This is a genomic window from Pseudomonas sp. 57B-090624, assembly GCF_003234055.1.
In the GTDB taxonomy this organism is placed as follows: Bacteria; Pseudomonadota; Gammaproteobacteria; order Pseudomonadales; family Pseudomonadaceae; genus Metapseudomonas; species Metapseudomonas tohonis.
Window position 1 is genome coordinate 54,965 of the sequence record NZ_QKRU01000034.1, and the last position, 16,434, is coordinate 71,398.

The following is a 16,434-nucleotide window of genomic DNA, read 5'->3' on the forward strand; positions in this document are numbered from 1 at the left end:
TTATCAATCCACCTGAAGCGGACCCGCCCAGGCAGGCAGGAAGAAACATGAATGCGACGCTCGATGGCGCGCGGGGATGGGGCTCATTGGCTCCGGCTGGCAGCAGAGCGCGACTGGGCACGGTTGCGTCGCTGCGGCCGGCTGAACATCCGCGCGCCCATCAGCTCACGCACGAACAGCCCGAACAGCTCCGCCTGGGTGCCGATCTCCAGCTTGTCGTAGAGGTTGCGCCGGTGGACCTTCACCGTGCCCCGGGTGATGCGCAACTGCTGGGCGATCTCGCTGCTGGAATAGCCCTGCAACAGCAGCTGCACCACCTTGCACTCGCGCGGTGTCAGCAGCTCCTGCGCAAACAGGCTGAACACCTCGCGCACATGGTCGCTGGGCTGCAACGCGTCCGCCGGCGGCTGGCCGCGCGCCTCACAGGCCAGGCGCACCACCTCCTGCACCACCGGCGCCGCGATGCCCAGGAGCTCCAGCTCCTCCTCGCCGAACGCCGCCCCGCCCTGCCCGCGCATCAACGACAACACCGCGCGGCAACCCGGCGTCGGCGTGGTGAAGAAGCCCAGCTCCTCGCTCAGCTCAAGGCGGTGGTAGTAGAGCTGGAAGTAGTGGTTGTCCCGAAAGCTCCCCGGCGCCAGCGTGCGCATGCTGTAGAGGCCATCCGGGCGCTCGAAGGTGCAGGCGAGGAAGAACGGATCGAACAGGTACGCACCGCCACGGTAGTCGTCGATGAAGGTGGCCTGCAGCTCAGCAGGCAAGGTGTGGAACAGCGGCAAGGGCGCATCGCTGCCTTCGAAGAGGAACAGCGAGACGTGATCGACCGGAGCGGTGCGCTGCAGCCAGTCGGTCAAAGCCTGCAGCTGGGGTTCGCCTGGGGGCTGGGTGAGGACGGTGGTGATGTCTTGGGTCCATGTCTTGAGATAGCTGTGCATTCCTTTGAGTCCTCGGCGTCAGCGCGAAGTGCCACGGAAGAGTTTTAGCTCTCTAAACCAAGGAAGTTTAGAAAAATAAACCAACCATGACAAGGAAACTAAACCAGACGCTGTTTAGCATCCTCAACCATGGATTTTTCCGATCGCATCAGAGCACGCATGAACGCCCTGGGGTTGAGTGCACTCGACCTTTCCAAACTCGTCGGCGTCAGCAAAAGCGCAGTAAGCCACTGGACCTCCGGCGCCAACCAGACCGGCGGGAAGCATCTGGTCGCGCTTGCAAAAGCCCTCGACTGTGATGTTGCATGGCTCGCCATGGGAGAAGGTCATCCGTCTGGCTCGCCCAGCAAGAGCACTCACGCTGCCAACTCAGCCGCCGCCGAGGCGAAAGAGGACACCGTCGAACTCGTGCTGGAGATGCTCAAGACACACGCCGACAAAAGCCTCAACAGCGCAGCCAGGCAGCGCATAGCCAAGGCCATCGCCGAGAGCCTGGAAAACCGCTTCGACCAGGCAACCGAAAGCGCCTCCTCCCCTCCCCTGCGCAAGGCAGACGAAGGCGAACTCCGCATCCCCCACTTCGATTTCCGCTCGATAGAAGGCGCACAGCTACCCGCTAACTATAGCGAAGCCGTGCGCAGCATCACCGTCAGCGAGGCCTACCTGCTGGCACAGGGCGTGCGTTACAGCAGCGCCGAGCAACTGGCCGTGGTGACCTGCTGGGACAAGGGAATGGAAGGAACGCTAGGTGAAGGCGATGCAGTAATAGTCGACTGCGGCATTAACACCTTCATCGACGACGGCATCTACCTCGTCAGCTGGGCTGAACACACCTTCATCCGCCGCCTGCAGCTGGCGGGCAAGGGCCGCATCGAGCTGATCGCGGATAACAGCAAGCACAAGGCGCGAGTTGTGGGGGCTGGGGATTTGGTGGTGCATGGGCGGGTGTTGGTGGGGCTGGGGCTGCAGAAGTTCTGATCCCCCTTCGTTAAGAAAGCTTTCTACGACCGACTACTCGTCAAGTAACGCGAAAGCGCTCCTTCAAACGCTCAATGGTCCATCGCCACTTCGGCGTAGTTGGCCGGCAGACAGTGTTCTGGTTGCCGAACAAGCCCACCTCTTTCACGGCCTCATTCTGTGGAACGGTGTGAATCCAGTTTACGGGCACAAAGTATTCGCAACGCTCTAGGTCGTTGACGACATCTCGGTGGTAGTGAGCCTGCGTCACTACTTCCAACACCGGAGTGTCTCGCCCGTCATGTATGACCTGAAAGTCCGCAGCGGGCGTGGCGACACCGGTAACCAGCCCTACCCCCACGTAACCCTGCTGGGGAATGTTCACCCAGACGCGATCACCAGGGGCAAGCATCCTGAGGCTGTTGCTATACCAAGCTCCGCCCCCACCGCTGATGAAACCGAACTGCACCGCCTCCTGCCATGACCGATTGCGCGAATCACCGAAGGAACAATAGTGCTCGCCATTCCAGGGCTCGCTGGGAGTGCCCGGTTTGCCTACTACAGAGGTTTGCGGAGTCTCGGCCGGATCGAGCAACCAGGCACGGCTAATCAGTTGCTGTTCCCCACATTGGAAAACCTGGAAGCACAGAACGTTGATAGCGATATCCCGCTCACTCAGGTAAGCAACGATTCGCTCACTACTGGTATCCAGCTCAGCAGCAACAATCACAATCTGATGGCTTTGATTGAGCGAGTCGCTCTCCAACGGCACACCAAAGCGTACGAAGAAATCGACTGCCAGATCACCAGCCGGACGAAAGCGTTTGTAGATCGCGGCGATGTCCTCCGCTTCCAACCGTTCGACCCAGACGGCGTAATCCAGTGCCTGAGCCACCACCTCACGGGGAGTTCGATCACGCTTGAGCTCGATAAGTATCAACGAGGCATCAGGCGCTAGCGCTAGTAGATCAATACGCCCGCCATGCCCAGTATTCTCCTGGCGGCCAATTAGCATCCAATCTTCGGAGAGCAGCGCGGGCGCAGTGACGATCATGTCTTCCAGTAGCTGTTCGCTAGCCAACTGGGCGCCTTCCAGGGGCTTAGGCTGAGCGCCAACGGTCCATATTTGGGTTTTGATTGGCATCCTTTCCTCGTGTGTAGCTGTGTGGGTCAAACGGGGCAGATAACGTACGCGAGCCACTGTGGATCAGCTTGTCGAAGCCCGTGGCAATGAAGAGCAAACGATGTTTCGTCTCGACAAAGTCTTTGGCAATCACGCGTGAGTACGGCGAATCTTACAGAGCTACGTGTGTTCATGCCCATGGATGATGCGGTCCTGCTACTCAAAGACTGCACAGAAGAACAACCAGCAACGCAGCTCAATGCTGACTTTAGATCTGCCGTCGTCGCTGACCTCCCCCAACCTCCATCCAACTCTAGACAGGGTACATTTAAGCTGATCAAGCACGCTCAACACGGCGGAAGTACAGAGGTCAGTTCGGCTTGAAAAGGAATTGGGGGGATGGGCAAAAAACCGAATTCTGAGCGCTACACCTGCAGCAATCACCGTATGACACGTTCCGCGATAGAACGGTTATCCGGTAATTTGATATTGAAGAGCCATTACGCTTTACCAGATTAAGCCAGCCCGCTACTGTTGCGAGAACGCAGTCACAGTTTCGCCGCCGCATAGCACCAAGGATGGCTTCAGCAAGAGCAACAGCGCCCCAGGCGCTCCTCCCTCGCGTCCCCAACCGTCCTGATCCGGCAAGCTCGGCCTGCATCTACCTCTATGTTTCTCGATGGATGAATTACATGACGGTGCAATCTCCAGCCAGCCGGCCTTTGACAGTCAATGAAAGGAAGCTCGTACAAGACTGGATACTGGAACTGGTTCCAGGAGACGGGACAGCAGTCGGAAACAAGACCCTCAAGCAGCGGCTTGAGCAGAAAGCCGAACTCCATGACTTCACCGTCACCGACGAAGACTACTGGCCAATTCGAGAAGAGTTGATCGTGCAAGGCAAGCTGCAGAAAGGCAGCGGCCGGGGCGGCTCCGTGTTTCGCTTTGACAACGCGTGGAAGCCTAACTCAACGGCCTCATCAACTGATGAGTCGTCCAATGGCGAGGACCTTGATGACCCAGCCAGCGATAGCCCCGAGAGCCTGGAGAAATTACGCAGCCGCCTCCTGGACCTCAGCGCCAGAAACAGGCTTCTGAATTTTTCGCATGCTCGCTCCAAGCGTTTCGTACGGATTATCGACGAACTCCCCGACCATCTCTTCGAAACGCTAACTGCCGATCAAGTGATGCGTTTCGCGCCGGTTCCTGAGCCCACAGAGCGCCAACTGATTGAACAGGGCTACCTTAAATACGACGAACAAACTGGCAGCGTTATTGAGCTTAAGAAGCTGCCAACAGCTGAGGTCTGGGCACAGATTCTTGGCATGCAAACCAGCTATGAGCTACCTGCGAAATCCGATGCTCCCAGTGACAAGCATGCTGACGATGCCATTCAAACTCTGTACTACCCCACTGAGCTTGAATCACGACTGCAGGTGCTGCATGCGCAATCACGCCTATCGCTTGATGAAACCGGCGCCAACATCCTCTATCTGGCATTGGGCTTTCTCGAGTGGGACGAGTCGATAGCCGGAAAAAACAGTACGCGCATGGCACCGCTCATGCTCCTACCCGTCCGCTTAGAAAAAGGAAAACTCAATCCCAAAACAGCAACCTTCGACTATGAGGTTCTGTATACCGGCGAGGATATCCTGACCAACCTATCGCTCCGAGAGAAACTCCGTCGTGACTTCGGCATAGCACTCCCTCGTATCACCGAAGATCTGATGCCTGAAGAGTACTTTGCTCGTGTGAGTGAGACCGTCCTAGAAGTTAAGCCCGACTGGAAACTCCACCGTTTTGCCTCCTTGGGCCTGTTCGAATTCGGCAAACTGATGATGTACTTAGACCTTGAGCCGGGTAAAAACCAAGTGTTGCTCCAGAGCAACCTAGTACAGAGATTGATTGGCTTGGCAGATAGCGAAAAACCCGCATCCACCGCCAACGGCTTCAGCAGTGAGTACTCCATCGACGAACTGCAAGATGTACATCGGAGCTATCCCCTGATCGATGACGCGGATAGCTCGCAACACAGTGCCTTGGTCGATGTCATGCGCGGTGACGATGTTGTGATTGAGGGGCCACCTGGCACAGGCAAGTCGCAAACCATCACCAACATGATATCCGCCGCTATGGCGCAGGGGAAAAAAGTCCTTTTCGTAGCGGAAAAGCGTGCCGCTTTAGAGGTTGTTAAAAGTCGACTCTCCCGTGCTGGGTTAGGAGAGTTTTGTCTGGAACTGCATAGCCACAAAAGTCAGAAAAGTGCAGTGGCTGCCAGCATTGGTCAACGTTTAAGCAATCGAGGCAGCTACCGCCAGCCTAACCAGCTGAGCGATCTAATCAGCAATTACGAAAGACTCAAACAGCAACTCAATGAGCACGTCCGTCACTTGCATACGCTTTATGCAGATACTGGGTTGACGGCTCATCAAACGCTAATGCAAGCCACCCGCTTACGGGAAAGCCTGTCCGTCCGCCCTGCTGACTTCCACCCCTCTATTGCGGTCGGTTTAGACAAAAACCAAGTTCATGAGCAAGCGAACTACTTCGCTCATATCTACAATAAAACAGCTGAAGAGGCTGGCCAGAGCGGCCAGCTAGAAACTCATCCATGGTTTGGCTGCACAAAAACGCACATTAGCGGGATAGAACACTCCGACATCCTACTTCAGCTAAAGCACGCGATTGAGGCATTGGATGAGCTTGACTCACTGCGAACCAAGGTCTCGACCAGCCTTAAAGCAGCTGACGTCACCTCACTCTCTCCGAGAGCTCTGGAGCAATTAGCAAGTGCACTATCAGCGATGCCGATGCCCAAAGGCGACGAAGATTGGGACCTGATCAACCGGCTCGATGCGTCCAGTTGCGAAGCACTTCAGAGCTGGCTGGAAGGTATGGATCAGCTAGTGGAGCAACAAATTGCTCTGAACCAGTCCTTGCACCCTACCGTCATCAGATCTCCCCAAGCACTCGAAACAATCAAGAGATCATGCGCGCAGATTCGCCAGCACAATGACAATAGCAGCTTGAAGTTAGATGACCTCCTAGACCTCATACAAGAAGCTGAAGAGCTCATTGAGGAAGCTCCCAAGACTCAACTACTGATTCAAACTATCGAGCAGACTTCAGCCGCTCAATCTCTTAGAACTGATAAACAAGGCCTTGAGCAACTCTCCTTGTTGCTCGAGCTCTTACTGCAAATGCCTATCACCTTGTCGGAGTGGCGTCATAAGCGCTTCGAAGACGCCGCTCTAGACAGGGTATTACCCGAGCTCAGCGAACTATTGACTAGTATCAAGCAGCTTGAGGAGAAATCCGCTAGCACCTTCACGCTGGATCGACTTCCGGATCACACGCGATTAGAAGACTTACAGCGAGTCCTTGCAGACACCTCGCTATTGCGCTGGTTCAAGAGCGACTGGCGCGCAGCTAAGGCAGAAGTTCTCGCCATGGTGCGGCCAGGCATCAAATTGAAGTCCGCCCTTCAAACACTACCGGACTGCATCGCCTACAAACGAAACCATAACCGACTAGCAACCAATTCAACTTACCGCGATGTGCTCGGCGAGCATTTCAGAGATGTGGAAACACGAGCTGCTGACCTGATTGCCCTTCGCAATTGGTATCGCACACTCCGTGATAAATGTGGGCGCGGCTTTGGAGGAAACGTCTGGGTTGCTGAATACCTACTGAAAGAAAACGCCGCAGTACTGGAGCACCTGCTTGGTGATGCTAGCGAGCTAAAAGAGTACTTCGCGGACGTAATATCCCATCGCAGTGAGCTAGAAAGCACGCTGCCATTGGATAGCCACCAGTTGAGGTCAGAAGACTTGCTGGCACCCAATGGCCTGTACATGCGGCTCATCAAGGAAATAGGCACTGCGCTGAATACGCTCCTGCCGCTCATTAGTGAGCAGTCACCAACCACTGGCCGAGTACTGACGCTCGCACAGGCCGTCGAAAACTGGCAGGAACGTGCCTCGACCCTACAAAGCAACGCCGAACTCCTCTCATGCCTTGAAGGAGAAGAGTTACCTCGCCTCGATAATCTGGCCGAAGCGCGCGGCCGCCTAATAGCCTGGCGCCACACCGTATCGTTTGTCCGCCCCATCATGACATTGCCCATACGGCATCTGCTCTTGCCTCAGCTCTCCGCCTGTAGCAGCAAACAAGCAGAGCAACTGGTTGGTGAATGGCACACGTTGAGTCAGCAGCTGGCTAACGCGTTGCAAATCTGGGGAAAAGCCTTAGCCAGCTTTATCAGCAAGGCCGAAGTAGAACCGACTCATTGGTGGAAACGAATTGATCAAGACGACCTCGCAGCTCTTAAAACACGTCTGCAATGGGCACAGCAGAACGAAGAACTGCTCGAGCATTGGTTAGAGTATCGTCGCCTGCGCAAGCGACTTGCAGACCTGGGCTTTGAAGCAGTGGTTCTCGCAGTCGAGAACCAGACCCTTCCGGCAGATAAAGCGAAAGACGCTTGCCTACTAGGCTTGATGGATCTCTGGGCTAAACAAATACTCGAGAATAATCCAGCTCTGGGGCAGTTCTCTGGCAAAGATCAAGAGGCTATTCGTGCCCGCTTTGCCGAAATAGACAGCCAGCTCACCAAGCTTCAACGTGAGCAACTGGCCGCTATGATTGATCAGCACAAGGTCCCGGTGGGCAATAACTCTGGCAGAGTAAAAGATCGTACTCAACTTGCACTATTGCAGCACGAGGCGGGCAAGAAGACTCGCCACGAATCCATCCGCTCACTCATGCTACGAGCCTCTGAAGCCCTGCAAGGACTGAAGCCTTGCTTCATGATGTCCCCCATGGCCGTCGCTCAGTACCTACCTGCCGGTAAGGTGCACTTCGATATCATCGTCATGGACGAAGCTTCGCAGATGCGCCCCGAAGAAGCCCTGGGCGCCATATCCCGGGGCAGTCAGCTGGTCGTCGTTGGCGACCCCAAACAGTTGCCGCCTACCAACTTCTTTTCCCGGCAAGGTGGTGATGACGATGAAGACAGCGATGAAGCATCTCTGGCTCAGGATTCTGAAAGCATCCTCGAGGCCGCCATGCCGCTTTTCAAGCTGCGTCGTCTGCGTTGGCATTACCGTTCGCGCCACGAGAGCCTGATTGCTTTCTCCAATAAAGCCTTCTACGACAGTAACCTGGTCGTTTATCCGTCACCTCACCGTGAGTCGCACGAATTCGGCGTGAAATTCGTTCGGGTGGCTCGTGGCCGCTTCGTAGAACAACGCAATATCGAGGAAGCTGAAGTAGTCGCCAAGGCTATCGAGCACCATCTATTACATCGCCCCGAGGAGTCTCTCGGCGTCGTTGCCATGAACGTCAAGCAAGCTGAACAGATCGACCGCGCCTTGGAACAGCTTGCCAAACAAAATCCGGCTCTTCAGGAGGCCTTCACTCGTAACGAAGAAAGTGACGAGCCACTGTTCATCAAGAACCTGGAAAACGTTCAAGGGGATGAGCGCGACGTAATCTATATCTCCACCACCTACGGCCCGATGGAGATTGGTGGCAGCGTGCCCCAGCGCTTTGGCCCCATCAACGGAGCAGATGGCTGGCGCCGCCTAAATGTATTGTTCACACGCTCCAAGAAACGCATGCAGGTATTTGCATCCTTTACCTCCAGCGATGTAGTTGTTACAGGCACATCCAGCAGAGGTGTGCTTGCTCTACGCGACTTCCTACAGTTCGCGGAATCCGGCCATATGCCTCATAGCCGCGAGACAGGTAGGGCATCCGATAGCGATTTCGAGGTCGCGGTCATTGAGGCGCTGGAGCGCCACGGTTATCAATGCGAGCCGCAAGTGGGTGTCGCCGGCTTCTTTATCGATCTGGCCGTCCGTGACCCCGGCCAGCCAGGCCGCTACCTAATGGGCATCGAGTGTGACGGAGCAGCCTACCACTCAGCGAAATCCGCCCGCGATCGCGACCGTCTCCGTCAAAGCGTGCTTGAGCAGTTGGGTTGGCGCATCCGGCGCATTTGGTCTGTGGATTGGTTCCGCAACGCACGGTTGCAGCTTGAACCCCTATTGCAGGAGCTGGCTACGCTGAGAACCGAGCCTGTGGCTGAAATTGAACCAGGGCAGGCAGAAGAACAGATCATCCAGCAGGTTGCAGAAGAGCAAAGTCAGCACGCTGAACGAATCACCCAGGAGGGTGGAGCCAGCCTACGTGAAAAATTGGCTTATCTGGATCAGGAAATCATCCGCCCTGCTTTACCAGGCACTCTCGAAAATCGCCGCCTGCTACGCCCAGCCATGCTCGAAGCCTTGCTGGAGTTCAAACCGGTGGATCGCAGTGAATTTCAGCAGATGCTGCCGGGATACCTCCGTGAGGGCACCGACCCAGCCGAAGGGCGGTTCATCGAAGACGTGCTTACTCTGATAAGTGAATACGCCTAGCAAAGGCGGTTAAAGCAGCGAGGTGAGAAACCCCACCTCGCTCCATTTTTAACTTTGCGGCAAGTTCCCGACCTGCTCGGCCAGCAGCTTGAGAATCACCAAGGCGAAGGCACGGCTCTTGGTCTCGTTATCCAGCACTTGCAGCGACAGCTTCTCGAAGTCGGTCATGGCATCCAGCACGCTGTCCAGCACGCGCTTGGGGAACAGCCCGTGCATAACCTGCTCCGGCGAATGGTTGCTCACCTGGGCCATCACATCCTCCTGGCGGCTGATGCGGTCGGCGATGTCGTTGAGGTACTTCAGCTGGTCTTCGTCCCTCACTTCGGTGCCAAAGATTTCATTCAGCGCATCGATGATTTCCGAGAGACGCTTCTTCTCCGGGTCACGGGCGGTGCCACTGCCCACGCCGCTGGCCGGGCGCAGGCGGTAGTCGCCTTGCGCCTCGTTGAGCCGCAGCTGGTGCTCGGCGCGTTTGCTCAGGCGGTAGTGGCTAAGTTGCAACTCGCCCAGGTCCACCTCCGGATCGTCCAGGCGGTCCAGGCGCAGCAAGGGGTACAGGTGCTTGGCGTACACGCACAGCTGCTCCAGCTCGCGGTCCTCGTAGGGGATGATCTGAGACAGGAACTCGTACAGCCGCACGAAGCTCAGCAGGTTCTTGCGGAACAGGTCGAGCTGGTCCACCTGCTCGCCGGCCTCCTTGACCGCCGCCTCGGCCCGCTTCACCCCTGCGCTGTCGCCGTTGCGCTCGGCGGTGCGTTTGAAGTCCAGCGCCTGCTGGCGCGACTCCAGGGCCAGCGCGTAGCGCTTGGCGAAACGCTCCTTGGCCGGCGCGCAGTAGAAACTCAGCTTGCTGGCGGCCGCCTTGGGATCGAAGAAGGCCAGGGCGAAGGCCGACACCTCCTCCCAGTGGTAGATGCCCTCCGCATCCAGCTTCTTCTGTAGGTCGTAGATCAGCTGCGGATCGGTCACGTCCATCAGCTCGGCCTTGGTGTAGTACGGCAGGAAGGCGTCGAGGATGTCCTTGGCGTCGTTGAAGAAGTCGAGGATGAAGGTGGGCTTGCTGTCGCCAAAGGTGCGGTTCAGGCGCGACAGGGTCTGCACGCAGTCCACGCCTTGCAGCTTCTTGTCCACGTACATGGCGCACAGCTTGGGCTGATCGAAGCCGGTCTGGTACTTGTTGGCGGCGATCATCACGTTGAAGTCCTGGGTGTCGAAGGCCTGCGCCAGGTCGCGCCCGTTCAGGCCGGGGTTGAGCAACGGGCTGTTCTCGGTCACCTCCTCGGGAATCACCCCGTCCGGCAGCACGCTGCCGGAGAAGGCCACCAGCGGGTGCACATCGCCATAGCCCATGCGCTTCACGTAGGCCATTACCTCCAGCTGGTAGCGCACCGCTTCCTGGCGGCTGCTGGTCACCACCATGGCCTTGGCCTGGCCACCCAGCAGGTGGCGGATGTGGGTGCGGAAGTGCTCGACGATCACCTCCACCTTCTGGCTGATGTTGTACGGGTGCAGGCGCACCCAACGTGCCAGCTTCATGCGCGCCTTCTTCGAATCCACCTCCTCGTCGTCGCCGTCCGGGTGGGCGATCTTCCAGGCGGTGGCGTAGGTCGTGTAGTTCTGCAGCACATCGAGGATGAAGCCCTCCTCGATGGCCTGGCGCATGGAATACAGGTGGAACGCCTCGGGCTTGTTGTCCCGGCTGGCCGGCAGATCGGGGTTCGCCGGGCGCCCGAACAGCTCCAGCGTCTTGGGCTTGGGCGTGGCGGTGAAGGCGTAGTAGCTGATGCGCTCCGTGGGCGCGCGGGCCGCCACGGCGGCATCCAGCAGCTCTTCGGCGCTGACGGCGTCCGGCTCCTCGCTATCCGCATCAGGCGCCGCGCTGCCGAGAATCTGCTTGAGCTTGCTGGCCGACGAACCGGTCTGCGAGGAATGCGCCTCGTCGGCGATCACCGCATAGCGGCCGGACGCCAGCTTGGGGTGCTTGTCCAGCGCATCGAACAACGCCGGGAAGGTCTGGATGGTGACGATGATGATGCGCGTCTGCTCCGCCAGCGCCTCGGCCAGTTGCTCGGACTTGCTCCGGCTGCCGATGTCGCGGGTGATGCACTTCACCACGCCCTGGGCGTGCTCGAACTGATAGATGGTGTCCTGCAGCTGCTTGTCCAGCACCGTGCGGTCGGTGACCACGATCACCGAGTTGAACAGCCGCTGGCCCTCCCCGTCGTAGAGCGAGGCCAGTTGATGGGCCGTCCAGGCGATGGAGTTGGACTTGCCCGAGCCGGCGCTGTGTTGGATCAGGTAACGCCGGCCCGGCCCTTCGGCGCGGGTGACTTCGATCAGCCGATTGACCACGTCCCACTGGTGGTAACGGGGGAAGATCAGCGCCTCCCTGACCACGCGCTTGCCCTCGGCATCTTCGCGGGTCTTCTTCTCCAGGTGCAGGAATCGGCCCAGCACCTTCAGCCAGGCGTCCGGCTGGAACAGGCGCTGCCACAGGTAACCGGTGGCGTACTGGCTGTCGTCCGGGGCGGGCGGATTACCGGCGCCGCCGTCCAGGCTGCCGAGGTTGAACGGCAGGAAGAAGGTGTCCTTGCCGGCCAGTTGGGTGGTCATCGCCACCTCGTCCTGGCTCACCGCAAAGTGCACCAGCGCCCCGCGCTTGAAGGTCAGCAGCGGCTCGGGCTTGCGCGACAGCGGGTCTTTCACCGGGCGGTCCTGGCGGTACTGACGCTTGGCGTTTTCCACCGACTGCTTGAACTGGCTTTTCAGCTCCAGGGTGGCGACGGGGATGCCGTTGACGAACAGCACCAGGTCCAGCCGCGGGTTGTACTCGCCTTCGCGGAAATGCGGTGAGTAAGACACCTCCGGCACCACGCGCAGGCGGTTGCACTGGTAGCGCTTGAGCGTATCCGAGTTCATGCCGTGGTCGGGCTTGAAGCTGCACGCTTCGATCTTCACCCCCGGCACCTTGAAGCCGTGGCGCAGCACCTCCAGGGCCCCGCCCTGCTCCAGCTCGCGCACCAGCTTCTGCACCAGCACGGCGTCCGGGTTGCTGGGGTTGGCCTTGGCGAACTTGTCCCAACGCTCCGGCCAGGCGCTCTTGAAGTACGCGAGAAAGTCCTCGGTGTAGAGCGCCGTGACCCGGTCATAGCCACTGGCCGGGCCGGTGAGCCAGCCCTGGGCGGTCATGGCGCGGATGATGTCCTGCTGAAACTGAGCTTCCTTGCTGTCCGCCATTTAATGGGCCTCTGCAATGGCTGATTCGAGGGATGGGGTGCCGGCCGGGGGTTGCCAGCCGCGTACATCGATTTTGCCGGTAACGGCGGCGGAGATTAGGGCGGAGCGGCGTTCGTCGAGCAGCTCAATGCTGTGTTCAGCATCCTCAATGAGCGAATCAAGATGAGCTGTTTCGCTCTCTAGCGCTCCTAGGATCAAGATTTGTTCCTCCACAGGAGGGACGGGTAACTCCATGGAGCTCCAATTTTCCATTCTTAACGCTTTAGTTCCATGGCCTGCCTCATCAAGGCGGCTCAGCGACTCCAGCGACGAGCCCCGAAGTAATACAGCCAAGTATTTCCCGCAGATTCTTTCAGACGGTATTACAGCCTTCAGGTCTTGATTAATGGCCATTGGCACCAGAGCTTCAGTCACAGGAAAAATACGGGCAAGTATCATGCCTCGCACAACGATCAGAATGCTCCCAACTGGAACAAGTGATGCGGCGCCCGACTCAATTGCAAATTCCGTTATGTGATCAATCGTATCTGCAAGCACTTCTTGCTTCAGGTCTTTGGCTGACGCCCAAGGTATATCCCCATCCCAGTAATCAAGATTCTCCTTGCTCGGGGTTCCTCCACTACGAAAGCTGACCAGGTATTTTAGTGGTGAAATATCCCAATGCGCCGGCACCTCGCCCAGCCACTCCACACCGGAGTCTTTCATCGGCACCGTCGGGTCTAGGCCTTTGGTCACGGCGTGTGAAATAAAGGCCTGGCGCTTTTCCTTGAGCAGCTCGATCAGGCGCCGCTGCTCTTCGATAAGCGCGTCGATGCGGGCGGTTTCGTGGTCGAGGAAGCGGGCGATTTGGGTTTGCTCAGATTTAGTAGGCAGTAGCACTGGAAAAACCATCAGGTCGTCCCGGCCCATCTGGAGCGAGTTAGGGCGAATGCCTGTGAGCAGCTGGGTATAGCCCTGAACATATGTGCCGCTTCTCATCAAATGATGAATAAAGCGTTTATCCATCACAGGGTCTATCCAGTAGCTTCGATACGCAGGACTGACATGTCCTTCGTGCTCAGAAACACCCAATCCTGCATAGTTAAGCCACATGGTATTGACGACCAGCTGCCCGGGCCTTACGACTCTATATCCGAACAGTTCTTCATCGGTACGACGACGCCCCTCATCGTCATACTGCTTTACCTCAATGCCTCGATATCCAGAAACAGACAGCATATCGCCCACCACCTCATCGGTGATCTTTTCAGGGCTTTCTTCGAAAACATATCTGAATTTTTTGATGTTCCAGTGTGCAGGGATACCGCCTAACCACACCACTCCGGAATCCTTGTACTCCGGATACGCAGGAAAACTCATACCGACAGCCCCTCGATCATCTGCTTGATGCGGTCGGTACAGGCTTTCAGATCACGGTCGATCTCTACCAGCGGGCGCGGTGGCTGGAACACATAGAAGTGGCGGTTGAAGGGAATCTCGAAGCCGACGATGCCCACTTCGCCGTCCTGTTCATCGCGCTTGCTTTCGTCGATCCAGGCATCCGGTACATGGGGTTTCACTTCGCGTTCGAAGTAGTCGACCACCGACTGGCCCAGCGGCACGTTCTCGTTGTCGCGCAGGCCGGGGTCGGCTTCCGGTTGGCCCTTGCTCATGCAGATGTCCGCTTCCGGGTCCCGCTCGCTCAGGGCGTTGAGGATGGCCTTCAGCTCCGCAGCACTGGGAGCAATGTCTTGTGCGGCCAGGGTCTTTTTCAGCAGCTTGCTGAAGGACTCTCGGTTGCGGTGCAGCACGCTGGCGTCCAGGGTGCGCAGGGCCTCGATCAGGCGCTGCTGCGCCGGGGCGTCCAGCTTCTCGATGGCCTTTTCTTCCCGCACTTTGTCGATGCGCTCGGGGCTGGCCTGGAAGTTCAGGCGCAGCGGGCGTTCGACAGTGATGCGCCGGTAGCCGAAGGCTTCCACGGGGAAGATTTTGCTCTGCGGGGTCTCCTCGAAGCGGCCGTACAGGCGCACCAGTTCGTCGATCTGATCCTCGGTGATGTATTGGCGCTTGCTGCCAAGGGATTTGCGCATCTTGGCGAAATGCTGGCTGCCGTCGATCAACTGCACCTTGCCCTGGCGCGCGGCGGACTTGCGGTTGGAGAGCACCCACACATAGGTGGCGATGCCGGTGTTGTAGAACATGTCGGTGGGCAGGGCGACGATGGCTTCCACGTAGTCGTTCTGCAGCAGGTAGCGGCGGATCTCCGACTCGCCCGAGCCGGCGCCGCCGGTGAACAGCGGCGAGCCGTTGAGGATGATGCCAATGCGCGAACCGCCCTCACGCGGGTCACGCATCTTGCTCACCAGGTGCAGCAGAAACAGCAGCGAGCCATCGGAGACGCGCGGCAAGCCGGGGCCGAAGCGGCCGTTGAAGCCCTTCTCGATGTGCTCGTCGGTGATCTGCTTCTGCACCTTCTTCCACTCCACGCCGAACGGCGGGTTGCTGAGCATGAAGTCGAAGCGGTGCTCGGGGCCGTCCAGCTGGTCGTTGGAGAGGGTGTTGCCGAGCTTGATGTTCTCGACCTTCTGCCCCTTGATCAGCATGTCCGCCTTGCAGATGGCGTAGGACTCGGGGTTCAGCTCCTGGCCGTGCAGGGACACGGTGACCTTCTCGCTGATGGATTGGATGTACTCGTCCCCCTCGGAGAGGAAGCCGCCCGTGCCCGCCGTCGGGTCGTAGATGGTGACGATGTTGTTGGGCTTGAGCTTGTCGTCCTGCCCGGTGATCACCAGCGAGGTGGTCAGGTGCACGATGTCACGCGGGGTGAAGTGCTCCCCGGCGGTTTCGTTGGAGCTTTCCGCAAACTTGCGAATCAACTCCTCGAAGATGATGCCCATGCCGAAGTTGCTGATGCGCTCGGGGCTCAGGTCGGCGGCGGCAAAGCGCTGCACCACCTGGTAGAGCAGGTCCGCTGCGGCGAGCTGCTGCACGAAGTCTTCGAAGTGGAAGTGCTCGAAGATCTCCCGCGCGTCCTTGCTGAAGGCCTGCACATAGCCCAGCAGGTCATCGCTGGTCTGGGTGTCGGACAGGGTGGCCAGGCGGAGCTTGGAGGCGTTGAAGAAGGGCTGCCCAGACGCGCGCAGCAGGAGCATTTCGCGCACCTGATCGGGCCGCCCCTCCTGGGCGAAGGACTCACGGATCACCGCATCCTTGGTCGGCTCCAGCACGCACTCCATCCGCCGCAGCAGGGTGAACGGCAGGATGATGCGACCGTACTGGGATTGCTTGAAGTCGCCGCGCAGCAGGTCGGCAATCGACCAGAGGAAGGCGGCAGTCTGGGAATGATTCTCCGTGTTCACGCAACAGCTCCTAGTACAGGAAAGCAAAACCGGGATTTTAACCCGACGGGCACTCCGTTCGGTGGCTCCTTAGGCTGCTTGTTTAGCTGTGAAAAGGCTCTTCAGAAGAAAAAGCTATGGGCGCGAACTACGTATGTTCGGTTTTAGAAAAAATTCTCGAGCCCTTCATCGTTGCCCTGCCTGGTGAATCGCCCCAGGTTTTCTAGACACTCTCCAAGCTCTGGAAATAGCGCTTTTCAAACTCCACTGGCGATAGCTGCATAGCGCTGCTGTGCCGGCGCTTTGGGTTATAAAAGGCGGCGGCAAAAACTGAGTGCAACACCTGACCTTTCCGGTACGGTGCTGCCCCTATGTCTTATACCGAACTCAGCGTTGAAGAGCGCGCCACCATTCAAATCGGTCGTACCCAAGGCTTCAGCCTG

At 58.1% G+C, this 16,434-nt stretch carries 7 protein-coding genes; 2 read left to right on the forward strand and 5 right to left on the reverse strand.

The window, feature by feature from the left end; translation table 11 throughout:
• Positions 1–83: 83 nt before the first annotated feature.
• Complete coding sequence (locus DMX10_RS17230) at positions 84–935, reverse strand: LuxR C-terminal-related transcriptional regulator (RefSeq protein WP_111262212.1); 852 nt, start codon at positions 933–935, stop codon at positions 84–86.
• A gap of 129 nt (positions 936–1,064) precedes the next feature.
• Between DMX10_RS17230 and DMX10_RS17235 the strand changes: the two genes are divergently transcribed.
• Positions 1,065–1,913 carry a helix-turn-helix domain-containing protein gene (locus tag DMX10_RS17235; protein ID WP_111262213.1) on the forward strand — a complete coding sequence of 283 codons (849 nt, stop codon included), beginning with the start codon at positions 1,065–1,067 and terminating at the stop codon, positions 1,911–1,913.
• Positions 1,914–1,953: 40 nt separating this feature from the next.
• Here the strand turns inward: DMX10_RS17235 and DMX10_RS17240 are convergent, their stop codons facing one another.
• Positions 1,954–3,036, reverse strand: a complete 1,083-nt coding sequence (locus DMX10_RS17240; RefSeq protein ID WP_111262214.1) for an endonuclease NucS domain-containing protein — start codon at positions 3,034–3,036, stop codon at positions 1,954–1,956.
• A gap of 671 nt (positions 3,037–3,707) precedes the next feature.
• Here DMX10_RS17240 and hhe point away from each other — a divergent pair.
• Positions 3,708–9,437 (forward strand): DUF4011 domain-containing anti-phage protein Hhe, encoded by a 5,730-nt coding sequence (gene hhe, locus DMX10_RS17245; RefSeq protein WP_111262215.1) that lies wholly within the window; start codon positions 3,708–3,710, stop codon positions 9,435–9,437.
• A gap of 48 nt (positions 9,438–9,485) precedes the next feature.
• Here hhe and DMX10_RS17250 read toward each other — a convergent pair whose 3' ends face one another.
• The 3 genes from DMX10_RS17250 to DMX10_RS17265 are packed head-to-tail and all read right to left on the reverse strand — an operon-like array spanning position 9,486 to position 16,012.
• The gene (locus DMX10_RS17250) at positions 9,486–12,674 is read right to left on the reverse strand and encodes a type I restriction endonuclease subunit R (RefSeq protein WP_111262216.1); all 3,189 of its coding nucleotides are present in this window, start codon (positions 12,672–12,674) and stop codon (positions 9,486–9,488) included.
• The gene (locus tag DMX10_RS32965; protein ID WP_178082971.1) at positions 12,675–14,033 is read right to left on the reverse strand and encodes a restriction endonuclease subunit S; all 1,359 of its coding nucleotides are present in this window, start codon (positions 14,031–14,033) and stop codon (positions 12,675–12,677) included. It lies immediately after the preceding gene.
• On the reverse strand, positions 14,030–16,012 hold the full coding sequence (locus DMX10_RS17265) for a class I SAM-dependent DNA methyltransferase (protein WP_111262218.1): 1,983 nt from the start codon (positions 16,010–16,012) through the stop codon (positions 14,030–14,032). Before DMX10_RS17265 ends, DMX10_RS32965 begins: the two co-directional genes overlap by 4 nt.
• Positions 16,013–16,434 lie beyond the last annotated feature (422 nt).

What these genes read in the sequence shown, in the direction of transcription:
- DMX10_RS17230 (WP_111262212.1), bottom strand. Translation starts at nt 935, where the DNA reads ATGCACAGCTATCTCAAGACATGGACCCAAGACATCACCACCGTCCTC.
- DMX10_RS17235 (WP_111262213.1), top strand. Translation starts at nt 1,065, where the DNA reads ATGGATTTTTCCGATCGCATCAGAGCACGCATGAACGCCCTGGGGTTG.
- DMX10_RS17240 (WP_111262214.1), bottom strand. Translation starts at nt 3,036, where the DNA reads ATGCCAATCAAAACCCAAATATGGACCGTTGGCGCTCAGCCTAAGCCC.
- hhe (WP_111262215.1), top strand. Translation starts at nt 3,708, where the DNA reads ATGACGGTGCAATCTCCAGCCAGCCGGCCTTTGACAGTCAATGAAAGG.
- DMX10_RS17250 (WP_111262216.1), bottom strand. Translation starts at nt 12,674, where the DNA reads ATGGCGGACAGCAAGGAAGCTCAGTTTCAGCAGGACATCATCCGCGCC.
- DMX10_RS32965 (WP_178082971.1), bottom strand. Translation starts at nt 14,033, where the DNA reads ATGAGTTTTCCTGCGTATCCGGAGTACAAGGATTCCGGAGTGGTGTGG.